The sequence below is a fragment of the Sphingomonas zeae genome (assembly GCF_014197135.1).
GTDB classification, from domain to species: domain Bacteria; phylum Pseudomonadota; class Alphaproteobacteria; order Sphingomonadales; family Sphingomonadaceae; genus Sphingomonas; species Sphingomonas zeae.
Window position 1 is genome coordinate 562221 of the sequence record NZ_JACIFA010000001.1, and the last position, 22488, is coordinate 584708.

The following is a 22488-nucleotide window of genomic DNA, read 5'->3' on the forward strand; positions in this document are numbered from 1 at the left end:
CGTGACGGCGCGGCGAGTCGATCTGGCCCCCGACGCCGATATCGCGGCCGTGGCGGCGACGTATCCGGGCGAGGATCTGGTCCTGGTAATCTGCCCCGGCCGTGATGGCGTCGCGCAGGCGATGGTGGAAGCGGTGATCGCCCCGCTCGCCATCGCGGCGGCACCGGACGCGCGCATCAATGCCGTGATCCCGGCCGAGGGAGCCGAGCAGGAAGCGATCGCGGCGGCGGTCGCCTATCTCGCCGCCGCGCACGCCGTCACGGGTCAGTTGCTCTCGGTCGGCATCTGACGCTCGCGCCCGCACGGGCCGAGCTTTTGCAGCACGAAGCGATAATCCTCCCGCGCCGCCTGGGCGTTTTCCGGTGCCAGCGAGGCGGTGCTGCGATCGGGCAGCGACTCCGGCAGCGCACAGGCCAGCCGATACCAGAGCAGCGTGTCGCGCGCCGGGGGGGCGGCCGACTCGTCGACGATCTCGCTCAGCGCCACGGCATAGCGACGCTCTTCACCCGGCCGACGCAGCACGGATAGCGAGACAGGCCGGTTGTTCGCGGTCGTCAGGAAAATCTGGGTCTCACCTTCGCCGGGCAAGCTGCCGGGCACGTAAAAGGCGTTGCCGACCCCGGTGATGACCGGCGGCGCGTTGGCGGACAGCGCATCGCGCGCGATGGTGCGGCTGCGCTGTTCGGTGTCGGGCATCCACGGCAATTGCGCATCGGGGGCGACGAGTTGAAGCTGATCGGCGGCGTTCGGCACGCGGCGCGCGTAGATCAGCACGCGCATCTTCTTCAGCTTGGGCGCACGGCCCCGCGCGTCGGTTGCGGCGTCGAACAGATAGCCGACCCGCGCGGGCAGGCCGCCCGCGCCGCGGATCAGCGTGCCGACATCGGCCTCGATATAGAAGCGCTGATGGCCGGGGGCGACTCCGGCAGCTTCGGCGCCCTTGATCGCGGCGGCCGAGCGGATGGTCACATCGGCGATGACCGGAGCCGACAGGACCATGTCGGCCAGGTCGGCATAGCCCGGCCCTGTTTGCGCTACCATCGAATCACCCGGCCGGGCCGATGGCGCTGTCGCGATCTGGGCGGGCAGGGGAGCGGCGAACAGGGGAATCGACAGCGTCAAAGCGCCAGCGCGAATGGCGTGGGACAGGGGATTCATAGCTTCGCGCTACTCCTTTGAAGGTTAACGGTACAGAAATAATTTCGTCACGCGCAGGTTGTACGTTTATTACGTCCGACAAACTGATTGCGCCGCGCCAGCCGCCACGATAGGGTTCAAGGCTCTGCCGCATGCCGAAAGAGCATGGCAGGAGTTTCCCACGTCCCCACGCTACGGCGAGGCGAAACTGGCAGACTGAGGAGTTTCGTTGCTGAATGGCCTATACTGACCAGAAGATGTCCGGGGGCAAGGTGGTCGCGATCGTTATCGTCGTGCTCATCCATGCTGCTCTGGGCTATGCCTTCGTCACGGGGCTGGCTTACCAGTACGTGAAGAAGGCGACCGAAAAGCTCAACACGTTCGACGTGCAAGAGCCGCCGCCCCCACCCCCGCCGGAAGAACCGCCGCCCCCGCCGCCGCCGGAACAGCCCAATGTTCCGCCGCCGCCGACGACGGTCGTGACGCCGCCGCCGATCGTCAATGTGCCGACCCAGGCGCCGACGATCACGACGACGTCGATCATTCCGGATCGGCAGCCGACCGCGCCGCCGGCCCCGCCTGCGCCGCCGGCTCCGCCTGCGCCGCCTGCGCCGGTGATCTCGAAGGCCGCTGGCCTGAAGGGTAATCCGGGTCAGTTCTTCGGCCCCGACGCTTATCCGCCCTCGGCCCAGCGCGAAGGCGCGGAAGGTCGCGTGGTCGCCAAGCTGACGGTCGGTACCGACGGGCGTGTCACCGAGTGCGTCGTGACGACGAGCAGCAACAATCGTGCGCTCGACGATACGACGTGCCGCATCGCCAAGGCGCGCGTTCGCTTCTCTCCGGCGCTGGATAACGCCGGGAACCCGATCACGTCGTCTTACACGCTTCCGGTACGCTGGCAGCTGCCGCAGGAATAACGGCTTTAGGCCGAACTCAAAAATTCAACGCTTTAGTCAGAGGACCTAACCAACCATGCTCACCACCATCCTCGCCGCGGGCGGCGCCGCGGCCGGTGCCGAAAACCCCTACGGTCTCGGCCAGGCTCTCAAGGAAGGCGGCCTCATCTCGCAGTCGGTGTTCACCATCCTCTGCTTGATGTCGATCGTGTCGTTCTACATCCTGTTCTCGAAGCTGTTCGAGCAGCAGAAGATCATCAACCAGGCCAAGCGCGTTCGTCAGAGCTTCTGGTCGTCGAACTCGCTGCGCGAGGGCTCGGCCAAGCTCGAGAAGAACTCGGCCTACAAGCAGATCGTCGACGACGGTCTGGCCGCGCAGGACCAGCACGCCAAGCTGACCGATCCGGTCGAGGCGCATGACTGGCTGCATGGTTCGCTGGCGCGTTCGGAAGCCGCGATCAACTCGAAGCTGGGCGGCGGTCTCGCCTTCCTGGCGACCGTCGGTGCGACCGCGCCGTTCATTGGTCTGTTCGGTACGGTTATCGGCATCTACCGCGCGCTCATCAAGATCGGTTCGTCGGGCCAGGCCTCGATCGACGCCGTCGCCGGTCCGGTCGGTGAAGCGCTCATCATGACCGCTCTGGGTCTCGTCGTCGCCGTTCCGGCGGTGCTCGCCTTCAACTGGCTGCAGCGTCGTAACAAGGGCATTGCGGAAGACCTGTCGTCGTTCTCGAACGACGTGCTGGGCTTCCTGGCCTCGAACGGTGCGGTTCGCCCGGTCATCGCCGGTGCGGCCAAGCCGGCCGCCGTCAAGGCTCCGGCTGGCACCACCACCGCCGGTCAGGCCGGTGGCGTTCAGACCCGCGCCTGAGCTTAAGGGGGCGGGGCGGCCATCTTCGGACGGTCGCCCCGCCACCCCCCGCCGACCCATTTCAGGGCGGCGCAAGAATGCATGGATAGGATAGCTCTCTCATGGCGATGAGCGTTGGCGGTGACTCCGCCGAGAAACCGATGTCGGAGATCAACACGACGCCCCTCGTGGACGTCATGCTGGTGCTCCTCATCATCTTCCTGATCGCGGTTCCGGTCGTGATTCAGACCGTTCCGCTGAAGCTGCCGAACGTCCGCTTCGATCCGACCACGACGAAGCCGGAAAACGTGTCGCTCTCGGTCACCAGCGAGAATGGCCAGTGCAAGGTGTACTGGAACCTGACGCCGGTCAGCTCGGACGAACTGCGCACCCGCGCGGTGGAAAAGCTGAAGGCCGAGGTCGAGCGGCTCGGGCCGAACATCACGCCCGACTCGCTGCCCGAGGCGCATATCCGTGGCGACGTGAACACGCCGTACCGGTGCATCGGCGGCACCATCTACACGATGCAGCAGGCCGGTTTCGCCCGGGTCGGCTTCATCTCCGAGCCGCCCCCCGGCGGCAACCCCCGCGCCTGATCGGCCGGGCGGACAGAATAGGAGTTAGCACGCCATGGCAATGAGCGCCGGATCCGATGATGGCGAGCCTATGATGGACATGAACACGACGCCGTTGATCGACGTCATGCTCGTGCTCCTCATCATGTTCATCATCACCATCCCGATCCAGACTCACGCGGTGAAGGTCGACCTGCCGGTCAACTCGAAGACCAACACGCCGGTCGTGAATACCGAAAAGAACAAGATCGGTATCGACGCGGCTGGCACGGTCACCTGGAACGGTGCCCCGGTCGACGAGGTGACGCTGCGCCAGTTCCTGGACCAGACCGCCGCGATGAACCCGGAACCCGAACTGCACTTCCAGCCGGCCCCCGACGCCAAGTACGCCAAGGTCGACGAGACCCTGGCCGTCATCAAGCGTTCGGCGGTGACGAAGCTCGGCTTCATCGGCAACGAGCAGTATCGCAACGACTTCTGATCCCTTTCGATCAGGTCGATGATGAATTGGGGCGGTCTCTTCGGAGACCGCCCTTTTTCGTTTCCGGTCGGTGGGGGGTTGGGAAAGGAGAGGTATTCCCTTGGCTTTCGACTTCGCCCAGGCCGAACGGGATCGGGGAGCAAGAAGCCGAACTCCGGGCGTGGGTAAGCGACGGTGGCTGGAACCTGCCCCTCCGCTCAGCCTGAGCGAGGTCGAAGGCCATGCCGGCCCCTCAATCACATATTCCGCGCGATCGGGCACGACACAGGTCCCATCGGCCGGAGCGCATGATGGCGTCTCCCGAGAAGCAAATGCTTGCTGGCGAGCCAAGCGCGAAGCGTCCCCGCCGCCGCCCCATGGCCCGTCGGGCGTCCCATATCGATGCGCCATGGCGCCGCAAATTCCGCATCTCTGCCCGCTTGCGCACGTTTCACAAAAGTGACACTCTAAAGTCACAAAAGTGAAACATAGGAGATGGGTTATGCGTGGAGTGGTATCGGCGTTGCTTGTGGCGGCGGCGGGCGTGGCAGCCCCGGCCATGGCCCAGGATTCGTGGCCGCAGCGCACGGGGTTTCAGGAAATCGCGGCGGGCAACTTTCTGGCCGCCGAACGCACCTTGCTAGACGAACGTCGCAACGATCCGAACAGCCCGGAGCTGATGCTCAACCTGGCGGCGGTCTATGCCAAGACCGGTCGTGCTGCCGATGCGCGCGCGCTGTATGATGCGGTGTTGAAGGAAAAGGCCATCGCGATGGACATGCCCTCGGGGGCGATCCTGTCGTCGCATACGGTGGCCCGTACCGGCCTGCGCCATTTGCCGCAGGCGATCGCGGCGCGATAATCCGATCAAGGGCAGGTCCGGATGCCGATGCGTCTGGACGTGCCCGACCGGCCGGGCGCGGCTCGCCTAAGCGCCGCGTCAGCCTGTCATCGCCAATGGCCCCGACCCAGGGCCATTCACGAGTCATTCGATCCCTCAGAGCCGGGGCAGCGTAACCCCGCGCTGGCCCATATATTTGCCCGCACGATCGGCATAGCTGGTCTCGCAGGGCTCGTTGCCCTTCAGGAACAGGAATTGGCACGCCCCTTCATTGGCGTAGATTTTCGCGGGCAGCGGCGTCGTATTGGAAAATTCCAGCGTCACATGCCCTTCCCAGCCGGGCTCCAGCGGCGTGACGTTCACGATGATGCCGCAGCGCGCATAGGTCGACTTGCCTAGGCAGATGACCAGCACGTCGCGCGGCACCCGGAAATATTCGACCGTGCGGGCCAGCGCGAAGCTGTTGGGCGGGATGATGCAGACATCGGTCTTGCGGTCGACAAAGCTGTTCGACGCGAAGTCCTTGGGGTCGACCACCGCGCTATCGACGTTGGTAAAGATCTTGAATTCGTCCGCCACGCGCGCGTCATAGCCATAGGAGGACAGGCCATAGCTGATGCAACCGTCGCGGCGCTGGCTCTCGACGAACGGTTCGATCATGCCTTGCGTCTGTGCGGCTTCGCGAATCCAGCGGTCGGACAGGATCGACATCTTCATTCCCTTCAGGTTTGGCCGCTCATCGCCGGATCGCGGGGGCAGGGCAAGCGGCAACCGTAAAAAGGGGCTTGCGGTTGACGCAGCGTCAAGCGGTACGGTCACGCCCATGACCACCATGCTCGACATTGCCGAGATCGCCCGCGCGACCGGGCTCAGCAGCAGGGCGCTGCGCTTCTACGAGGCACGCGGCCTGATTCGGCCGCTGCGCAGCGAAGGCGGTCGGCGCATCTTCGGCGAGGGCGAACTGGAACGGTTGCACGCCATCGTCGCGCTCAAGCGGGCGGGCTTCACGCTGGCCGCGATCGGGCGGATGCTCGACCGTCCGAGTGCCGCGCTGGGGCCGATGATCGCGGCACAGACGAAGGTGGTCGAGGCCGAACGTCAGGCGCTGGCCGACACTGCCGCCCTTTTGGCATCCATTCAGTCCCGCATCGATGCCGGCGAACGTATCGACGTCGCGACGCTCTGCTCGCTGATTCGAAAAGGAAATGTCATGACGACGACACAGTGGAAGGCGGTGGTCGACCAACACTTCACGCCGGGCGAGCAGGCGCATTGGGCGGAGCGGATGAATGCGCTTGGACCTGACTTCGACCAGAACGCTTACCAGGCACGCTGGGCCGATCTGGGCCAGCGGATCGCGGCGGCGCTGCCGATGGACACAGACTCGGAGGCAGCGCGCGGCTTCGTCCGCGAATGGTTCGCGCTGCTGGCCCCATTCCGGGCGGTGGCGTCGCCGGAAATGTGGGCGGGCGCGACCCGGCTGCATGAGAATCGGGCGGATTGGGACGGGCAGGCCGATCCCGGCTTTTCCGCCGATGTGTGGCAGTTCATCCAGGCGGCCGGTGCCGCCATGCGGGCGCGAGGGGAAGCGCCGGAGGCCTGAGTTTGTTTGTTCACGCGAAGTCGCGGAGCCGCGAAGCCGTGAAGAAGAATGATGTTCGCGTCTTCGCGTGAAAAATCAGCTGTCGTAGTACGGACAGCACCACGCTATTCTCGCGAAGCCGCGAAGCCGTAAAGTTTTGAGTTTGGTTCGCGCAGAGGCGCGGAGGACGCAGAGAGGGGCGTGCGAGGTCACTGGCGATGGCCAGCTATCGCTGAAGATGGACGGGCTCCAAACTTCCCCTCTGCGCTCTCAGCGCCTCTGCGCGAACCAATATATGCGCCCTCATGCGGAAACTCAGCCGATTCCCAAATCCGCCGGACCGAATGCATCGGGGAGCAGTTCCGACAGGCGATAGGTCCGCACCGTATCGCCTTCCGCCGCGCCGCAATGGACGGGCAGGTCGCGGCCGCCCATCTGCGCGGCTTCGTTGATGACCTGGCGGCAGCGGCCGCAGGGGCTGACCGGGGTGGTGCCGGTGGGCGTGCCGTCCGCGTCCATCGCGCCGCCGATCACGCCGATCGCGACGATCTCACGCAGCCGCCCCGCCGCCGAGGCGGTGGCGATCGCGACCGTCTCGGCGCAGAGCGACAGGCCGTAGCTGGCATTCTCGAAATTCGCGCCGGTGATGATCGAGCCGTCCTGCATCAAGAGCGCCGCGCCGACCGCGAAGCGGCTATAGGGCGCATGGGCATGACGCGCGGCATCGCGAGCGGCGGCAATAAGAGCGTGCGGATCGGTGGCGTTCATGGCGTGACGACGTCCCAGTTTACGGGGCCTTCCACCCCCTCGACCCGGCGGAAATCGCTGGCACGCCACATGCGCCAGGGGCGCGCGGCATAATCGGGCTTGAACAGATTGCCGATCGCCCAGATCGGGCGGTCCAGCGCGGCGGTGATGTCATATTGGCGCTCGAACGCCTTGGACACGCGCAGCATCACGGGCTTGCGCGTATGCGTCTCGACCATCGCCACGAACCGGGTCAGGTCGGCGACCAGTTGCGCGCGTTCGGGCCGGGCGGTGCAATCGTCATGAAAGGACAGGTCGATCGCGGTGGGCAACGCATCGCCCGCGCGTGGCACGAAGATGTTGAAGGCATCCGCCTGTGCCGCGGCGGGCTGGCACAGCGAATAGATATGGATTGCGCCGCGCCGCATCCCCGCCTCGGGCAAAGCGTCCCAATTGCCCTCGAACGCCGGATCGCGCCGGTCCGTGCCCGAGGTCGCGACAAGATAGGCGAAGTCCGCGCCCGTAGCGCGCAGCGTCCGCCATTCGACGGCGGGCGGGTTCTCGGGCAGATCGATGCCCTGAAGCGCATAACGCTCGGTCGAGGGCTGCCAATGCGTGAGCCAATGCCGCCCGCCCGCGCTGATCGCGCCGAGGGCGAGCAGCCCCGCGCCGATTTTCCAAAGAATCGCCATCAGTTGCGGATATGCAGGACGCAAAGCAGTGTGAAAAGGCGACGCGCGGTATCGAAGTCGACCTCGATCTTGCCGGTCAACCGCTCCTTCAGCATCTGCGCCGCGTCGTTATGGATGCCGCGCCGGGCCATATCGATCGTCTCGATCTGTTGCGGGGTGGCGGCGCGGATCGCCTGGTAATAGCTGTCGCAGATCGCGAAATAATCCTTGATCGGCCGCCGGAAGCGCCCGAGCGCCAGCACTAAAGTCTCGATATGCGTGCCGTCCTCGCGGTACATATGGATGCCGAGCCGCCCTTCCTCGGACTCCAGCTTGATCCGATACGGCCCGGCATAGCCGTCCGCCTGAGGACGCTGCGGCGCGAAGTAATTTTCCTCGATCAGGTCGAAGATCGCGATCCGCCGCTCCTGCTCGACATCGGCCGAGCGCCAGCCCAGGCTGCGTTCGTCCAGGTCAATCGATATGATCCGCGGATCGGCCATGGGACGGGGATAGTCGCGAAGTGGCTGCGCCGCAAATCCCCCGCTGATCGACGCAATCAACTTCACAGACGGGGGGCTCGCGGGCTAACGCAGGAGAAATGGCCACCCTCGCATTCCAGAACCCCGCTGCCGCCACCGAGCCGCAGCAGCTTCCCCGCAATATCGAGGCGGAGGCCGCGCTGTTGGGCGCGATGATGATCGACAACCGGCTGGCCGACGATCTGGTCGACCGGATCGACGCCGACCATTTCTTCGAGCCCGTTCACGGCCGGATCTTCTCCGCGATCAAGAATCTGCGCGCCACCGACATGCTGGCGACCCCTGTCACCCTGCGCCCGATGTTCGAGGCGGACGAGGGGATGAAGGCGCTGGGCGGCCCGTCCTATCTGGCGCAACTGACCGGATCGGGGGCGGGCCTGATCGGCGCGCGCCAGTTCGCGCAGCAGATTTACGACCTGGCGATGCTGCGCGCGCTGGTGACGGTGGGGCGGACGCTGGTCGACCGGGCGATGGACACCTCCGAGGAGGTGAATCCGCGCGCCCAGATCGAGCTGGCCGAGAATGAGCTGTTCAAGGTCGCGGCCGATGGCGGCTCCGAAAATGCGGTCAAGAGCTTCGCCCAGGCCACCACCATGGCGGTCAAGAATGCCGAGCGGGCGCTGAATTCCGGCGGCCATGTCTCGGGCATCACCACGGGTCTCGACTCGGTTAATGCCAAGATCGGCGGTATGCACCGCTCCGACTTGATGATCCTGGCGGGTCGTCCGGGCATGGGCAAGACCTCGCTCGCGACCAACATCGCGTTCAACGCCGCGCGCCGCTGGATGCGCGACATGCAGGATGGGATTCCCCCTTCGGAATCGGTCGGCGCCAAGGTCGCGTTCTTCAGCCTCGAAATGTCGGCCGACCAGCTGGCGACGCGTATCCTGGCGGAACAGTCGGGCATCAGTTCCGAAGCGCTGCGCATGGGCAAGATCAGCCGCAACGAGTTTGCGCAACTCGCCGCCGCCGCCGCCGAGTTGGAGCAGTTGCCGCTGTTCATCGACGATACCGGCGGCCTGTCGATCTCCGCGCTGCACACGCGCGTCCGGCGGCTTCAGCGGCGGCACAACAACGAGATCGGGCTGGTCGTGGTCGACTATCTCCAGCTGCTGACCGGCTCGGGCAAGTCGTCGGAGGGCAACCGCGTGCAGGAAATCTCGGAGATTTCGCGCGGACTGAAGACGCTGGCCAAGGACATGAACGTGCCGGTGCTGGCACTGTCGCAGTTGAGCCGTGCGGTCGAGCAGCGCGAGGACAAGCGCCCGATGCTGTCCGACCTTCGCGAATCGGGTTCGATCGAGCAGGACGCCGACATGGTCTGGTTCGTGTTCCGCGAAGACTATTACATGATGCAGCGCGAGCCCAAGCGCCCGATGGAAGGCGATGACGGCAAGGTCTTCGAGGATCACGCGAAATGGGCCACGGAGGTGGAGCGGGTTTACGGCCTCGCCGAGCTGATCGTCGCCAAACAGCGTCATGGCGCGACCGGCAAGGTCGTGATGAAGTTCGACCCGACGATTACGCGATTTACCGACTTCGCGGGCTATTGACCGTGAGCGGGATTATCCCCGCCCTCGGTTCAGCCTGATCGCGGTCGAAGGCGCGCCGAGCGACGGGATAGGCTTATCCCACCGCTCTCTCATGCCTTCTGCGCACCGTCACGCGCGCTACCGGACCATCGTAACTGGACCCCGGCCTTCGCCGGAGTGGTGCCGTTAATTTATGCAGGGATCAGCCCGGTCGAACGGCTTCCACAGGCCGGTGTATCCCGCACTCCACCTTGTCGAACCCGCGCCAGCGGCCTGCGCGCGGGTCTTCGCCGGGCTTCACCTGGCTGGTACAGGGTGCGCAGCCGATCGACAGATAGCCTTCCGCCTCCAGCGGATGACGCGGCAGGTCGTGTGCGGCGAAATAGCCGTCCAGCGCCGCCTTGTCCCAATCCGCCAGGGGGTTGAGCTTCAACCGCCCATCCTCGACCTCGAAACGGGGCAGCGCGCGTCGCGTCCCCGCCTGGAAGCCCTTGCGCCCGGAAATCCACGCCTCGAATGGGGCGAGGCCGCGCGCCAGCGGCTCGACCTTGCGCAGGTCGCAGCAGCCATCGGGGTCGTAGCCGTGGCGGATGCCCTCGGGGTCTTTCGCCGCAAGTAGCGCAGGGTCGGGCTGGATGACGCGGACGTCGAGCAGGCCCAGCCGCTCGACCAGCGTGTCGCGGTAGGCGAGCGTTTCGGGAAACATCTTCAGCGTGTCGGTGAACACGACCGGCGTCGCCGGATCGGCGCTTGCGACCATGTGCAACAGCACGGCGGACTCGGTGCCGAAGGACGACACCGCCGCAATCTGTCCGTGCAGTTCGCCGGTCAGTAGGGCGCGAAGCATCTCGGGCGCAGCCACGCCAGCGAACCGCGCCTCGTAAGCCGCCGCATCCTCCGCCGTATAGGCGGGCCGTACGTCGATCCGGTCGAGCGCGCGCTCAGCCATGGCGCAGTTTCCACACCGGCACGCGCGCGTCGGCGGCCTTTTGATAGGGCTGGGGATAGAGCGCCAGCAGCTTGGTCAGCGTCGGCCCGTCGATCGGCTTTTCGGGCGCGAAGCTGTCGAAGCCGCAGCGGCGCATATGCGGGATCTGGTCGACCAGCACATCGCCCGCCGCACGCAATTCGCCCTCGAACCCGGCTTCGCGCAGGATCCGCGCCGCCGAATAGCCGCGCCCGTCGCGAAACGTCGGGAAGCTGATCTCGACCAAGGCGATCTGCCCCAGATGGTCGAGCAGCTCGCGCGCATCGTCGCCCGCCTCCAGCCGGACGGCGGTGGCGTTGGTCTGGCCCAGAAACGCGTCGAGCGTCACGGCCGGTTCGTCATGCACCACGTCGTCTCGGAAACGCAGCAGCGTCTCGCCCGCATTCGTGTTCACGGTGATCGGATCAACCATAGATGGCTTCCTTGAACGGCTGCATTCCGACGCGGCGATAGGTGTCGAGGAAGCGCTCACCGCCCTCGCGCAATTCGACATAACGGTCGGTCACGCGCTCGATCGCGTCGACCACGCCGTCCTCGTCGAAGCCGGGGCCGGTGATCTTGCCGAGCGACACATCCTCCGCGCCCGACCCGCCGAGCAGCAGCTGGTAATTCTCGGTGCCCTTCTTGTCGACGCCGAGGATGCCGATATGCCCGGCATGGTGGTGGCCGCAGGCGTTGATGCAGCCCGAAATCTTGAGCTTCAATTCGCCCAGTTCACGCTGCCGCCCGGCGAAACGCTCGCCGATCTTCTGCGCCAGCGGGATGGAGCGGGCATTGGCCAGGCTGCAATAGTCCAGGCCCGGGCAGGCGATGATGTCCGAGATCAGGTCGAGATTGGCCTCGGCCAGCCCGGCGTCGCGCAGGGCGGTCCAGATAGAATGGAGATCGGCCTTTCGGACATGCGGCAGGACGATGTTCTGGGCATGGGTCACGCGCAGCTCGTCATGGCCGTAACGCTCGGCGAGATCGGCCATCAGGTCGATCTGGTCGGCCGAGGCATCGCCGGGGATGCCGCCGATCGGCTTCAGGCTGATCGTGACGACGGCATGGCCGGGCTGCTTATGGGCCGCGACATTCTGGTCCAGCCAGACCGCGAAATCGGGGTCGGAGCGATCGACGGTATCCGGCGCATCGGTAGCAAAGGCGGGTCCGGCGAACATGGCGGTGATCCGCTCCAGCTCGGCGAGCGGCGGGTCGATGCCCAACTCGCGGATCGCGGCGAACTCCGCCTCCACTTGGTCGCGGTACGCGTCGACGCCGATCTCATGCAGCAGGATCTTGATCCGCGCCTTGTAGATATTATCGCGGCGGCCATAGCGGTTATAGACCCGCAGACACGCCTCCAGATAGCTCATCAGATGGTCGGCGGTGATGAAGTCCTTCACCTCATGCGCGATCATCGGGGTCCGACCCATGCCGCCGCCGACAAAGATCTTCGCGCCCAGTACGCCGTCGCGCTCCAACAGCTGGATGCCGATATCGTGCAGCCGCATCGCCGCGCGATCCTCGTCCGCCGCGATCACCGCGATCTTGAACTTGCGCGGCAGATAGGTGAACTCGGGGTGGAAGGTCGACCATTGCCGGATCAGCTCGGCCCAGGGGCGCGGATCGGCGACCTCGTCGGCGGCCGCACCTGCGAACTGGTCCGAAGAGATGTTGCGGATGCAGTTGCCCGAGGTCTGTATGGCGTGCATCTGCACCGTCGCCAGCTCGGCCAGAATGTCGGGGGCATCGGCCAGCTTGATCCAGTTATACTGGATGTTCTGGCGCGTGGTGAAATGGCCATAGCCGCGATCATATTTGCGCGCGATGTGACCCAGCATCCGCATCTGGCGGCTGTCGAGCGTGCCATAGGGCACCGCGACGCGCAGCATATAGGCGTGGAGCTGAAGATAAAGGCCGTTCATCAGCCGCAGCGGCTTGAACTGATCCTCGGTCATCGCGCCCGACAGGCGGCGGTTCACCTGATCGCGAAATTCCTCGACGCGGGCATCGACGATGCTCTGATCATATTCGTCGTAAACGTACATGGGCTATTCTCTCAAATGACCCAGGCGCCGGCATCCGCATCGGCGGGCTTCAGCGTCAGGTCGGGGCGCACCGTGGGGCCGAGCGCGCGGATGCGATCCTTGATATGGGCAGGGCGCGGGCCTTGCGGAGTGGCCTCGGCGTCGATCAGATAGGGGACGTTGACCCGGCGGGCGCCTTCCTCGGCGCGCAGGATCGCCTCGCCATGGACGCCGACATCGACCGCATCCTCGACATGGCGCGACCAGTCCTGGCCGGTCCACCAGACGACATCGCCGGTCGCCAGATCATTGCCCGTCAACAGCTTCATGCGCTCATTCCTTCGGCCACGCGAGCCCAACGCGCCAGCTTGTCCTCGGCATCCGACAGCGTCACGACTTCCCCGACGACGATGATCGCCGGGCTCTGAACCTTCTCCCGCTCGACCATCGGCCCCAGATCGGCAAGCAGGGTGCGGATCGCACGGTGGCCCTCCAGCGTGCCGCGCTCGAGAACCGCCACCGGCATGTCGGGGGCGACGCCGTCCGCCATCAGCTTGTCGGCGATGCCGTTGGCGGTCGCAACGCCCATATAGATGACGAGGGTACGACCTTGCCCGGCCAGCCCCGACCAGTCCTGGTCGGTCAGCCCCTTGCACTGCCCCGCGACGAAGGACACCGCCGAAGCATGATCGCGGTGGGTAAGCGGCAACATCGCCTCCGCCGCGCAGCCGAGCGCGGCCGATACGCCGGGGATCACCTCGACCGGAAGCCCGGCGGCGCGCACCGCCTCCACCTCCTCGCCGCCGCGGCCGAAGATGAACGGGTCGCCGCCCTTCAGCCGCACCACGATCGCGCCGGTCTTCACATGCGCGACGATCAGCGCGTTGATGGCCTCCTGCGACAGCGTGTGTCGCGCACGCCGCTTGGCGACCGAGATGCGCTGGGCCGATGCAGGCGCAAGGTCGAGGACGCGGGCATCGATCAGCCCGTCATGGACGACGACGTCGGCGGTCTTCAGTGCCTCCACCGCGCGCACGGTCAACAGGCCGGGATCGCCGGGTCCGGCACCGACAAGGATCACGCGACCACGCGCGGTGGGATCGAGAAGGGTAGCCATGCTCCTCAGATGAGCCTCTCGGCCCGCCGTCACAACCGAGCGATGCTTGGGGTGCGGGTAGATCAGCTTCGCATGACGCAGTGCATATAGTATATATTATTGTGGTTTGCTCAGACTTATGGTTGGCTGGCGGGGAGGACGAAAACGGGGGGAATCGAACCGATGTTGAAATCATCCAATATAAAATGGGGCGTTGGCGCATCATTGATAACGTTCGCCTGGGTGGGCGTGGCGTCGGCGCAGGTCGCATCGGGCGGGGCGGCTGACGGCGCGAATAGCGACGCTCCTGCAGTAACAGGGGTCGCGGCGTCGACCGACAGGATCGATGCCAAGCAGGAAAAAGCGGATACCGGCGACGTGATCGTCACAGGCACGCGGATCGTGCGGCCGAACATGACCAGCAACGCGCCGATCACCACCATCGACTCGACCTACCTGAAGGAGCGGGGGTTGGCGCGCGTCGAGGACGCGCTGGCTCAACTGCCACAGGTCACGCCGATGCTGGGCCTGCAGGGCCAGAGCTGGACCTCCGGTTCCGCGCCGGTGGGCTTGCGCAATCTCGGTGCGGGCCGCACGCTGACGCTGCTCAACGGGCAGCGGATGGACAATGACGTCAACATCATCCCCGGCGCGTTGATCGAGCGGATCGACATCATGACCGGCGGCGCGTCGGCGGTGTATGGGTCTGACGCGATCGCGGGCGTCGTCAACTTCATCGTGAAGCGCAAGTTCAATGGCATCGCTTTTGACGGTGAAGTCAGCGGCTTTAATCATAATAACGATAACCCGTTGCTGGCCAGGATCGCACAGGATGCGGGTTATACTTATCCGCGCGGCACATATCTGGGCGGAGGCAATTATTTTGCATCCTTGGCGGCGGGCAGGAATCTGCTCGGCGATCGTCTGAACATCAGCGCATTCGCAACCTATAAAAAGGCGGACCCGATCCAGTATCGCAATCTGGACACCGTCAATTGCCCGTTGCTGATGTTTGATCAGAACAACGTCGACGCCGGCAATACGAAATGGACCTGCGGCGGTACGACCTATAATCCGTATAATTACTTCTTTGCTGCCGGGCAGGATCTGACCAATGCCCGCGATGGATCGCGTAGCTTCCGACCCTATGACACGGCGGACGAGGTGCGTATTCAGCGCGTCGATGCGATGCAGCGCGGTAGTGAGACAGTCAACGCCGGCGGTTTTCTAACGGCGGAGCTGCCCGCCGGTATGCGGCTGAACGGCAGCTTCCTTTACAGCAAGATCGTCGAGCGCGGTTATAATTCGGTCGACGGCGGCCTGTGGACGCCCTCGGCGCCGGTCAATTGCGACAATCCGTTCCTGGGTCAGGCGCAAGCTCGGGTCATTTGCGGTGCGGCAGCGGGTACGACCGCGCTTAGCGATCCCATTTCGCTTTCCCTGTTCCGCCCCGGCATGTTCCAGAATTTCCGCAATACGACCGACGACTGGCGCGGCTCGCTGAACCTGTCGGGCATGATCGTCGACAAGATCCGGTTCGAGTTGAGCTATCAGCAGACCCGCAACATTCAGAACGGTTCGGGCGACCATATGTGGCTGCCCGATCAAGCCGATCGCCTGGCGCGCGGGCTTCAGGTGCGCAACGTGAACGGCGTGCCGACCTGTCTGTCGAAGATCGACGGCACCGATCCCAACTGCCAGCCGGTCGACGCCTTTTCGTCGAATAACTCGATCAGCGACGCGGTCTATAATTGGGTGACGGGAACCGGCAGTCGTCGCCAGCAGAACGACCTGCAGGTCATCAACGCCATCGTGTCCGGCACGCTGGAGGATTATGGGATCAAGAGCCCGTTTGCCGAGAACGGCATCGGCTTTGCGATCACCGGCGAGTATCGCAAATATAGGAACCAGTCGCAGGGCTTTGGCGCCTGGTCGAACTTCACCACCTTTGACGGGCGCACCAGCGTGAAGGAACTGGGCGGCGAAATCGACATTCCGCTGATCGAGGACAAGCCGTTCTTCAAGGAACTCAGCGTCAATGGCGGCTATCGGATTTCCGATTATGACGTCTACCAGTCGCTGGTTCACAGTTGGAAGGCGGAGGCGAGTTGGTCTCCCTTTGACGGCATCCGTTTCCGGGGCAGCTATAATCGCGCAGTTCGCGTCGGTGTGCTGCAACGGCTTGAGGGTGAAAACCGGTATCCCAACACGCCGATGCTTGATCTTTGCGCACCACCCCGTGCGTCGAGCGATGGCAAGGGACGAACACGTTATTCGTTCGACCAGTGTTCGATCGGCATGACTCGCGCGCAATATGATGCGCTGAGCAGCTATACCGGCTGCGATTCCCAGGGCTATTGCCCGACGACACTCGTCAATGGCGGCAATTCCGCACTCCAGCCCGAGCGGTCGCGCAGCAAGACGCTGGGCGTGGTGATGCAGCCGCGCTTTATCCCCGGTCTGACGGCTTCGGTCGACTGGTACGACATCAACATCCAGGGCGCGTTCGAATGGACCCGGATCAACATGGCATTCAGCCAATGCTATGACAACAAAGTGCAGTTCTTTTGCCAATTCTATCAGCGCGATCCGCAAAATGGTCGTCTGTTGGTGGCCGATGCCCGCTATAATAATTCGGGATATAATGCGACGCGAGGAATCGACTTCAGCACGAATTACGCGCTTGACCCGAAGCGTCTGGGCATTGCGGACGACATCGGCACCTTTGGTCTGAACTTCAACGGTACGCTGACTACAAAATATGAGCGGCAATTCGCGCCGGGCAATACGCCATGGTCGTGCCTTGGCTATTTTGGATTCGCGTGTGGCGATCCGCTACCGCGCTGGCGGCATGTCGCGGGCGTGAACTGGCAACTTCCCTGGATCAAGGGCGGCCTGGGCTTCACATGGCGCTATATCGGCCCGACCAGCATTTCCAAGCTGTCGACCAACACCGTCCTGGCCGCTGCGCCGGGGCAGACCTATCCGCTGGCGAACCGTATTCCGGGCTATAGCTATTTCGATTTCAATACGAACGTTACGCTCGTGAAGGGGATCGACGTGCGGTTCAATGTCCAGAATCTGTTCGACAAGGATCCGCCGCTGATCGGCAACGATACGACCTATGGTATCGGCCAGTATTTCAACACCTTCCCCACCTATTACACGGTGCGGGGCCGTACCTTGCGGGTCGGTATTTCCGCCCGTTTCTGAATGACGGGATGGCCCGGAACATCGGTTCCGGGCCATTTTCCTGTCAGCGCAGGCCGATCGGGATGGCGGCGGAGACCGTCTCCACCTCCGCGCTGGCGACCGGATAGGCGCAATAGTCGGCGGCATAATAGGCGCTGGGACGGTGGTTGCCCGACCAGCCGATGCCGCCGAAGGGCGCGCTCGACGCCGCGCCGTTGGTCGGGCGGTTCCAGTTGACGATCCCTGCGCGGATGCCGGTCCAGAACTGGTCGTAACGTTCGTGCGAAGGGCTGATCAGCGAGGCCGACAGGCCGTAGCGGGTGGCATTGGCCTGGTCGAGCGCATCGGCGAAATCCGGCGCGCGTGACACTTGCAGCACCGGCCCGAACAGCTCGTCATCGGGCCGCTCGGCGATGCTGGTCACGTCGAGAATGGCGGGGGTCAGCAAGGGCAGGCCCGGCCGCACCCGCTCCAGCGGACGGATGACATGCGCGCCCTTCGCGATCAGCGCGCCCACACCCGAAAGCAGATGGTCCGCCGCTGCATTGTCGATCACCGGCCCCATGAACGGCGCAGGGTCGTCACGCGGCGCGCCGACGATCAACCGGTCGATGAGGCGGGTCAGCGCCGCCATCAGCGGGTCGAACAGCCGATCCTGGACGATCAGCCGCCGCCCGGCGGTGCAGCGTTGCCCGGCGGTGGTATAGGCCGACTGGACGATCAGCGCGGCGGCGGCGTCCAGATCGGGATCGTCCCAGACAATCAGCGGGTTGTTCCCGCCCATCTCCAACGCCAGGATCTTTTCGGGCCGCTCGGCGAACTGCCGGTTGAGCGCGAGGCCGGTGCGGGCGGAGCCCGTGAAAAGCAGCCCGTCGATATCGTCATGTCCCGCCAGTGCGCGCCCCTGATCCGGTCCGCCGATCAGCAGCCGGACGACGCCCTCGGGCACGCCCGCCGCGCGATAGCATTCGACCAGGAACGCGCCCGTCGCCGGGGTCTTTTCAGACGGTTTGAACACTACGGCATTTCCGGCGAGCAGGGCGGGAACGATGTGCCCGTTGGGCAGATGCGCGGGAAAGTTATACGGCCCGAGCACCGCCAGCACGCCGTGCGGCCGGTGACGCAACGCCATGCGCCCGCCGCCCGGCTGGTCGGTGAAGCGTGTCCCGGCGCGTTCGGCCTGCGCGGTGATCGAGATGGCGACCTTGGCGATGACGGTGTCGACCTCGGTCTTCGCTTCCCAGAGCGGCTTGCCCGTCTCGCGTGCGATCAGGTCGGCAAAGGCCTCCGCGCGGCCTCGCACGACCTCCGCGAAGCGATGCAGCACTTCCACGCGCCCGGCCAGCGGTGTCATCGCCCAATCCCGCCAGCCGGCCCGCGCGGTGGCGATCTCGCGGGACGCGTCGCCGATGGGAAGCTCGGCGATCAGCGCGCCGGTGGCGGGTTCGTAGGTCGATAGAAAAGAAGGCATGGCATGGATCCAGGCAAGCCCCTCTCCTTCAGGGGAGGGGTTGGGGTGGGGCCTCTCCACCGATGCCGGGTCTGGGGCGGGCGCCCCACCCCCGACCCCGCCCCTGAAGGGGAGGGGAGAGTCAGGCCCTCTTCCCTGGGTTCTAGGCTGCCGCAACCGGGTCGGCAAGCGCCCGGCCCATGGCGCGCACCCGCGCGACCTTGTCATGCAGCAGGGTCCAGTCGTCATGCTCGGCGATGGGGGTCCAGATCGCCTCGACCTCGTCGATCAGCATCGACTCCGGCTTGCCCTGCCAATAGGCATGGTCGCGCGCGCGGCGTGGCGCATAGGGCTCGATCAGGTCGCGCACCGCGTTCCAGCTCTCGTCATAATGAGCCGGCACCTGTCCGCCGAACACATCGAAATAGACCTGCTCGAGCGGTGCCTGACTCTCCCGCAGCGCCCGCTCGAAGGTCTGGACCAATGCCCGGTCCTCGGTTCCGCCGCGCGGGGTGACGCCCAGTCGCCACAGGATCGCGCTCACGATCTCGTCCTGATAGGTCGCGGCGAAGCCATCCAGCGCGGCGATCAGCGGATCGCTCTCGGCGATCAGTCGCAGGCTGGAGGCGAGCTGCATCACGTCCCACTGTATGGCTTCGGGCTGGCGGCCCAGCGCGTACAGGCCCATCTGGTCGAAATAGGCCGCCGTGAATCCCGGATCCCAGCCGGGCGCGAACCGCCAGGGGCCATAGTCGAAGCTCTCGCCCGTCACGTTGATATTGTCGGAATTGAGAACGCCGTGGACGAAGCCGGCGGCCATGTAGCGCGCCGCCAGCGTCGCGGTCCGCTGCGCCACTAGGGTCAACAGACGGACGGGATCGTCCGATTCCTCGCCATAGAAATGCCGTAAGGCATAGGCGACCAGCCGCTTCATCGCAGCTTCGTCCCGCTCGAAGGCCAGCCGCTGGAAACTGCCGATGCGGATATGGCCATGGCTCATTCGCACCATCACGGCCGAGCGGGTGGGGGAGGGCTCGTCGCCCCGGTGCAGCGCTTCCCCCGTTTCGATGATCGACAGCGTCCGCGACGTGGGGACGTTCAACGCCTCCAGCATCTCGGTCGCCAGGATTTCGCGCACACCGCCTTTCAGGGTCAGGCGACCATCGCCGAAACGACTATACGGCGTCTGCCCCGAGCCCTTGGTGCCCAGTTCGAGCAGCCGGCCATCGGTCGCCGTCATCTGTGCAAAGGTGAAGCCGCGCCCGTCGCCCAGGTCGCTATTATACTGGCGGAACTGATGCCCGTGATAGCGCAGCGCCAGCGGTCCCGGCAGCGTGTCGGGCAAGGGTGCGAACCGGCCGAGATGGGCGACCCATTCGTCATCGGTCAGGGTCTCCAGCCCGATCTCGGCCGCCGCGCGGTCGTTGCGGAAGCGAATGATCGTCTGCGGGAAATCGGCGGGCACGACCGGATCGGCGAGGAAGTCGGCGATCTCGGTGAGGGCGCAGGCGGGGCGATAGGCTTGCGGGGATAGGGGCATACCGCGATATGGAGACGGTACCGGAGGACCTTCAAGCATGACGCCTCATGAGAATCGATATTGGTGGTCGAAGGACGGCCTGCGGCTCCATGCGCGCGACTATCCCGGCTCGGACGCGCTGCCTCCCGTCATTTGCCTGCCCGGCCTGACCCGCAACGCCCGCGATTTCGAGGGGCTGGCCGAGGCGCTGGCGGGACGCGCGCGCGTCATCGCGGTCAGTTTTCGGGGGCGGGGCGAGAGCGCCTATGCCAAGGACCCGATGACCTATGTGCCGCTGACCTATGTCCAGGATGTCGAGGCGATGCTCGACGAATTCGGCATCGGCCGGTTCGTGGCGGTCGGCACCTCGCTGGGCGGGATCGTGACGATGGCGCTGGCCGCGACCGCGCGCGGGCGGCTGTCGGGCGCGGTGTTCAATGACATCGGGCCGGAGATAGAGGCGGCGGGGCTGGCCCGGATCCGCGGCTATGTCGGCAAGGGGCAGAGCTTTCCCACCTGGCTGCACGCCGCGCGCTGTCTCCAGGAGAGTAACGAGGACGTCTATCCCGATTGGGGCATAGAGGACTGGCTGGCCATGGCCAAGCGCACCCATCGGTTAACCAGCGCGGGGCGGATCGTGCTGGACTATGATCTCAAGATCGCCGAGCCGTTCCGCGTGCCCAATACCGAGGGCGGGCCGGACATGTGGGCGGCGCTCGACGCGCTGAACGGCGTTCCGACGCTGGTGGTGCGCGGCGAGCGGTCGGATATCCTGAGCGCGACCGTCGCCGATCGGATGGTCGAACGCCTGTCCCCGTCCGAACTGGTCACGGTGCCGGGTGTCGGCCACACGCCGCTCCTCACCGAGCCGGAAGCGCTGGCCGGGATCGGGCGTTTGCTGGATAGGGTGGCGGGATAGAATCCATTTGCGGCCGAGCCGGACCCCGTTGGTTTGTGCATTACAAAAAGCACAGCAACCATCCCGGCGAAGGCCGGGATCCAGTCGGGGAGGCGTTGGTAAGTCATACCCACGACCACGCCACTGGACCCCGGCCTTCGCCGGGGTGGGATGTTGGAGGCGAGCGCTGACTTTGCAACGATCGCCTGCGAGTCAGGAAAAGGCGAATATGGGGTGGTGCTAGCGGTTTTCATCGCGCCCGCCGCCCGCTAATCCGGCGGCCATGGCCCGTCCGCTGAACATCCTGCACCTCCATTCCTCCTTCTCGCTGGGCGGCAAGGAGGCGCGCGCGGTCGCGTTGATGAATGCCTTTGGCGATGCCGCGAAGCACACGATCGTCTCCGCCATGCCCGACGAACTGGGGGCACGCGATGCCATCGCCAAGGGCATCCGGTACGAGATCGCGCAGGACGCTCCGCCGCTGACCGGCAAGCCCTCCGTCAAGCGATACGAGGCGATCGCGGCCTATATGCGCCGCTTCGATCTGGTGCTGACCTATAATTGGGGCGCGATCGACGGGGTGATGGCGCGCCGCGTCTATGCCAAGGGCGCGCCGCCGCTGGTTCATCATGAGGATGGCTTCAACGCCGACGAGGCGCGGGGCCTCAAGATCGAACGCAACATCTATCGCCGCATCGCCCTGTCGGCGGCGGATGCGCTCGCGGTGCCCAGCCATATCCTGGAGGCGATCGCGCTCCAGATCTGGAAACAGCCCGCCGCGCGGGTCCACCGCATTCCCAACGGCATCGACACGAAGCTCTACACCCGCGATCCCGATCCCAAGGGTATTCCCGGCTTCGTCCGCCAGCCCAAGGAGATTGTGGTCGGCGCGCTGGCGGGCCTGCGCGTGGTCAAGAACCTGCCCATGCTGGTCCGTGCGATGGGCGGCATTCCCAATCGTTTCCGGCTGGTGATCGTGGGTGAGGGGCCGGAGCGCGCAAATATCCAGCAGGCCGCGGCCGCCATGGGCATCGCCGACCGGCTGGTCATGCCGGGCTTCCTGGAGCGGCCCTATAACTATATCCGCCATTTCGACATTGTCGCGCTGTCGTCGCTGTCCGAACAGGCGCCGATCTCGGTGCTGGAGGGGATGGCGGCCGGGCTGCCCATCGCCTCGCTGCCGGTGGGTGACGTGTCGATGATGGTGTCCGAGCCCAATCGCCAGTTCATTGCCGACGCCCCTAATGAGGTGCGTCTGCGCGATGTGATCCAGGCGTTGATCGCGCATCCCGAATTGCGGGCCGAAGCGGGGGCGGCCAATCAGGCGCGGGTGCGCGCCGAATTCGACCAGGCGCAGATGGTCGCGCGCTACAAGGCTTTGTACGAACAGGTCCTGGGGCGACCCGGCGCGCTGGGGTGAGACAGGAAGGGCTGAATCCGGCGATACAATGAGGCACCGGACCGTGCCGTTAATTCCCCCTCGCTAAGCGATTCTAACACGCT

At 65.2% G+C, this 22488-nt stretch carries 24 protein-coding genes; 11 read left to right on the forward strand and 13 right to left on the reverse strand.

The window, feature by feature from the left end:
• The first annotated feature begins 1 nt into the window (after position 1).
• A complete protein-coding gene (locus GGR45_RS02715; protein WP_175313997.1) occupies positions 2 to 289 on the forward strand; it encodes a Rossmann fold domain-containing protein in 288 nt (95 codons plus the stop codon).
• Here the strand turns inward: GGR45_RS02715 and GGR45_RS02720 are convergent.
• Positions 265 to 1158, reverse strand: coding sequence for a hypothetical protein (locus GGR45_RS02720; protein ID WP_246357997.1), 894 nt, complete (start codon positions 1156 to 1158; stop codon positions 265 to 267). The genes GGR45_RS02715 and GGR45_RS02720 overlap by 25 nt on opposite strands.
• 215 nt (positions 1159 to 1373) lie before the next feature.
• Here GGR45_RS02720 and GGR45_RS02725 point away from each other — a divergent pair, with 215 nt between their 5' ends.
• The 5 genes from GGR45_RS02725 to GGR45_RS02745 all read left to right on the forward strand — a co-directional run bounded on the left by GGR45_RS02725 (position 1374) and on the right by GGR45_RS02745 (position 4780).
• Positions 1374 to 2054, forward strand: a complete 681-nt coding sequence (locus GGR45_RS02725; protein ID WP_175313999.1) for an energy transducer TonB — start codon at positions 1374 to 1376, stop codon at positions 2052 to 2054.
• 55 nt (positions 2055 to 2109) lie between these two features.
• Entirely contained in the window at positions 2110 to 2904 is a 795-nt protein-coding gene (locus GGR45_RS02730; RefSeq protein WP_175314001.1) for a MotA/TolQ/ExbB proton channel family protein, read from the forward strand.
• A 101-nt stretch (positions 2905 to 3005) separates the two neighbouring features.
• Positions 3006 to 3479 (forward strand): ExbD/TolR family protein, encoded by a 474-nt coding sequence (locus GGR45_RS02735; protein ID WP_175314003.1) that lies wholly within the window; start codon positions 3006 to 3008, stop codon positions 3477 to 3479.
• 34 nt (positions 3480 to 3513) lie between these two features.
• The gene (locus tag GGR45_RS02740) at positions 3514 to 3939 is read left to right on the forward strand and encodes an ExbD/TolR family protein (protein ID WP_175314005.1); all 426 of its coding nucleotides are present in this window, start codon (positions 3514 to 3516) and stop codon (positions 3937 to 3939) included.
• A gap of 481 nt (positions 3940 to 4420) precedes the next feature.
• Positions 4421 to 4780: a tetratricopeptide repeat protein gene (locus GGR45_RS02745; protein ID WP_175314007.1), complete on the forward strand. Its 360-nt coding sequence runs from the start codon at positions 4421 to 4423 to the stop codon at positions 4778 to 4780.
• Between the two features lie 135 nt (positions 4781 to 4915).
• Here the strand turns inward: GGR45_RS02745 and dcd are convergent, their stop codons facing one another.
• A complete protein-coding gene (gene dcd, locus GGR45_RS02750) occupies positions 4916 to 5470 on the reverse strand; it encodes a dCTP deaminase (protein WP_175314009.1) in 555 nt (184 codons plus the stop codon).
• Between the two features lie 112 nt (positions 5471 to 5582).
• On the opposite strand from dcd, the gene GGR45_RS02755 reads away from it, so the two are divergent.
• Positions 5583 to 6362, forward strand: coding sequence for a MerR family transcriptional regulator (locus tag GGR45_RS02755; RefSeq protein ID WP_175314011.1), 780 nt, complete (start codon positions 5583 to 5585; stop codon positions 6360 to 6362).
• A 294-nt stretch (positions 6363 to 6656) separates the two neighbouring features.
• Here GGR45_RS02755 and GGR45_RS02760 read toward each other — a convergent pair whose 3' ends face one another.
• From GGR45_RS02760 to GGR45_RS02770, 3 genes are read right to left on the reverse strand one after another with little or no spacing between them, the layout of a single operon-like run.
• Positions 6657 to 7109 carry a cytidine deaminase gene (locus GGR45_RS02760; RefSeq protein ID WP_175314013.1) on the reverse strand — a complete coding sequence of 151 codons (453 nt, stop codon included), beginning with the start codon at positions 7107 to 7109 and terminating at the stop codon, positions 6657 to 6659.
• Positions 7106 to 7780, reverse strand: coding sequence for a GH25 family lysozyme (locus GGR45_RS02765; protein ID WP_175314015.1), 675 nt, complete (start codon positions 7778 to 7780; stop codon positions 7106 to 7108). Before GGR45_RS02765 ends, GGR45_RS02760 begins: the two co-directional genes overlap by 4 nt.
• Positions 7780 to 8262 (reverse strand): UPF0262 family protein, encoded by a 483-nt coding sequence (locus GGR45_RS02770; protein WP_175314205.1) that lies wholly within the window; start codon positions 8260 to 8262, stop codon positions 7780 to 7782. Before GGR45_RS02770 ends, GGR45_RS02765 begins: the two co-directional genes overlap by 1 nt.
• 98 nt (positions 8263 to 8360) lie before the next feature.
• Here GGR45_RS02770 and GGR45_RS02775 point away from each other — a divergent pair, with 98 nt between their 5' ends.
• Complete coding sequence (locus tag GGR45_RS02775; RefSeq protein ID WP_175314016.1) at positions 8361 to 9854, forward strand: replicative DNA helicase; 1494 nt, start codon at positions 8361 to 8363, stop codon at positions 9852 to 9854.
• A 181-nt stretch (positions 9855 to 10035) separates the two neighbouring features.
• Here GGR45_RS02775 and GGR45_RS02780 read toward each other — a convergent pair whose 3' ends face one another.
• The 6 genes from GGR45_RS02780 to GGR45_RS02805 form a co-directional block, all read right to left on the reverse strand.
• Positions 10036 to 10782 (reverse strand): phosphoadenylyl-sulfate reductase, encoded by a 747-nt coding sequence (locus GGR45_RS02780; RefSeq protein ID WP_175314018.1) that lies wholly within the window; start codon positions 10780 to 10782, stop codon positions 10036 to 10038.
• On the reverse strand, positions 10775 to 11233 hold the full coding sequence (locus GGR45_RS02785; protein WP_175314019.1) for a DUF934 domain-containing protein: 459 nt from the start codon (positions 11231 to 11233) through the stop codon (positions 10775 to 10777). Before GGR45_RS02785 ends, GGR45_RS02780 begins: the two co-directional genes overlap by 8 nt.
• Entirely contained in the window at positions 11226 to 12851 is a 1626-nt protein-coding gene (locus GGR45_RS02790) for a nitrite/sulfite reductase (protein ID WP_175314020.1), read from the reverse strand. Before GGR45_RS02790 ends, GGR45_RS02785 begins: the two co-directional genes overlap by 8 nt.
• Before the next feature lie 11 nt (positions 12852 to 12862).
• Entirely contained in the window at positions 12863 to 13159 is a 297-nt protein-coding gene (locus GGR45_RS02795; RefSeq protein WP_175314021.1) for a DUF2849 domain-containing protein, read from the reverse strand.
• Positions 13156 to 13947, reverse strand: coding sequence for a uroporphyrinogen-III C-methyltransferase (gene cobA / locus GGR45_RS02800; RefSeq protein ID WP_175314022.1), 792 nt, complete (start codon positions 13945 to 13947; stop codon positions 13156 to 13158). Before cobA ends, GGR45_RS02795 begins: the two co-directional genes overlap by 4 nt.
• A gap of 116 nt (positions 13948 to 14063) precedes the next feature.
• Entirely contained in the window at positions 14064 to 14369 is a 306-nt protein-coding gene (locus GGR45_RS02805) for a hypothetical protein (protein ID WP_175314023.1), read from the reverse strand.
• On the opposite strand from GGR45_RS02805, the gene GGR45_RS02810 reads away from it, so the two are divergent.
• Positions 14341 to 17139 (forward strand): TonB-dependent receptor domain-containing protein, encoded by a 2799-nt coding sequence (locus GGR45_RS02810; protein ID WP_175314024.1) that lies wholly within the window; start codon positions 14341 to 14343, stop codon positions 17137 to 17139. The two genes, GGR45_RS02805 and GGR45_RS02810, sit on opposite strands and share 29 nt — an antisense overlap.
• 43 nt (positions 17140 to 17182) lie before the next feature.
• Here GGR45_RS02810 and astD read toward each other — a convergent pair whose 3' ends face one another.
• Together astD and GGR45_RS02820 are read right to left on the reverse strand one after the other, a co-directional pair.
• Complete coding sequence (astD, locus tag GGR45_RS02815; RefSeq protein ID WP_175314026.1) at positions 17183 to 18589, reverse strand: succinylglutamate-semialdehyde dehydrogenase; 1407 nt, start codon at positions 18587 to 18589, stop codon at positions 17183 to 17185.
• Between the two features lie 142 nt (positions 18590 to 18731).
• Positions 18732 to 20108, reverse strand: coding sequence for a protein adenylyltransferase SelO family protein (locus GGR45_RS02820; RefSeq protein WP_175314207.1), 1377 nt, complete (start codon positions 20106 to 20108; stop codon positions 18732 to 18734).
• Positions 20109 to 20145: 37 nt separating this feature from the next.
• Between GGR45_RS02820 and GGR45_RS02825 the strand changes: the two genes are divergently transcribed.
• Both GGR45_RS02825 and GGR45_RS02830 read left to right on the forward strand, forming a co-directional pair.
• A complete protein-coding gene (locus GGR45_RS02825) occupies positions 20146 to 21006 on the forward strand; it encodes an alpha/beta fold hydrolase (protein ID WP_175314028.1) in 861 nt (286 codons plus the stop codon).
• A 262-nt stretch (positions 21007 to 21268) separates the two neighbouring features.
• A complete protein-coding gene (locus GGR45_RS02830; RefSeq protein WP_175314030.1) occupies positions 21269 to 22405 on the forward strand; it encodes a glycosyltransferase family 4 protein in 1137 nt (378 codons plus the stop codon).
• The last annotated feature ends 83 nt before the right edge of the window (positions 22406 to 22488 follow it).

Excerpts from the sequence above, each read along its gene's own strand:
- cobA (WP_175314022.1), bottom strand. The coding sequence starts at position 13,947 with ATGGCTACCCTTCTCGATCCCACCGCGCGTGGTCGCGTGATCCTTGTC.
- GGR45_RS02730 (WP_175314001.1), top strand. The coding sequence starts at position 2,110 with ATGCTCACCACCATCCTCGCCGCGGGCGGCGCCGCGGCCGGTGCCGAA.
- GGR45_RS02740 (WP_175314005.1), top strand. The coding sequence starts at position 3,514 with ATGGCAATGAGCGCCGGATCCGATGATGGCGAGCCTATGATGGACATG.
- GGR45_RS02830 (WP_175314030.1), top strand. The coding sequence starts at position 21,269 with ATGGCCCGTCCGCTGAACATCCTGCACCTCCATTCCTCCTTCTCGCTG.
- GGR45_RS02745 (WP_175314007.1), top strand. The coding sequence starts at position 4,421 with ATGCGTGGAGTGGTATCGGCGTTGCTTGTGGCGGCGGCGGGCGTGGCA.
- GGR45_RS02755 (WP_175314011.1), top strand. The coding sequence starts at position 5,583 with ATGACCACCATGCTCGACATTGCCGAGATCGCCCGCGCGACCGGGCTC.
- GGR45_RS02795 (WP_175314021.1), bottom strand. The coding sequence starts at position 13,159 with ATGAAGCTGTTGACGGGCAATGATCTGGCGACCGGCGATGTCGTCTGG.
- GGR45_RS02785 (WP_175314019.1), bottom strand. The coding sequence starts at position 11,233 with ATGGTTGATCCGATCACCGTGAACACGAATGCGGGCGAGACGCTGCTG.
- GGR45_RS02725 (WP_175313999.1), top strand. The coding sequence starts at position 1,374 with ATGGCCTATACTGACCAGAAGATGTCCGGGGGCAAGGTGGTCGCGATC.
- GGR45_RS02780 (WP_175314018.1), bottom strand. The coding sequence starts at position 10,782 with ATGGCTGAGCGCGCGCTCGACCGGATCGACGTACGGCCCGCCTATACG.
- GGR45_RS02735 (WP_175314003.1), top strand. The coding sequence starts at position 3,006 with ATGGCGATGAGCGTTGGCGGTGACTCCGCCGAGAAACCGATGTCGGAG.
- GGR45_RS02805 (WP_175314023.1), bottom strand. The coding sequence starts at position 14,369 with ATGGTGGTGATCGGCGCGTTGCTGGTCATGTTCGGCCGCACGATCCGC.
- dcd (WP_175314009.1), bottom strand. The coding sequence starts at position 5,470 with ATGTCGATCCTGTCCGACCGCTGGATTCGCGAAGCCGCACAGACGCAA.
- GGR45_RS02775 (WP_175314016.1), top strand. The coding sequence starts at position 8,361 with ATGGCCACCCTCGCATTCCAGAACCCCGCTGCCGCCACCGAGCCGCAG.
- GGR45_RS02770 (WP_175314205.1), bottom strand. The coding sequence starts at position 8,262 with ATGGCCGATCCGCGGATCATATCGATTGACCTGGACGAACGCAGCCTG.
- GGR45_RS02720 (WP_246357997.1), bottom strand. The coding sequence starts at position 1,158 with ATGAATCCCCTGTCCCACGCCATTCGCGCTGGCGCTTTGACGCTGTCG.
- GGR45_RS02825 (WP_175314028.1), top strand. The coding sequence starts at position 20,146 with ATGACGCCTCATGAGAATCGATATTGGTGGTCGAAGGACGGCCTGCGG.
- GGR45_RS02765 (WP_175314015.1), bottom strand. The coding sequence starts at position 7,780 with ATGGCGATTCTTTGGAAAATCGGCGCGGGGCTGCTCGCCCTCGGCGCG.
- GGR45_RS02790 (WP_175314020.1), bottom strand. The coding sequence starts at position 12,851 with ATGTACGTTTACGACGAATATGATCAGAGCATCGTCGATGCCCGCGTC.
- GGR45_RS02820 (WP_175314207.1), bottom strand. The coding sequence starts at position 20,108 with ATGCCCCTATCCCCGCAAGCCTATCGCCCCGCCTGCGCCCTCACCGAG.
- GGR45_RS02810 (WP_175314024.1), top strand. The coding sequence starts at position 14,341 with ATGACCAGCAACGCGCCGATCACCACCATCGACTCGACCTACCTGAAG.
- astD (WP_175314026.1), bottom strand. The coding sequence starts at position 18,589 with ATGCCTTCTTTTCTATCGACCTACGAACCCGCCACCGGCGCGCTGATC.
- GGR45_RS02760 (WP_175314013.1), bottom strand. The coding sequence starts at position 7,109 with ATGAACGCCACCGATCCGCACGCTCTTATTGCCGCCGCTCGCGATGCC.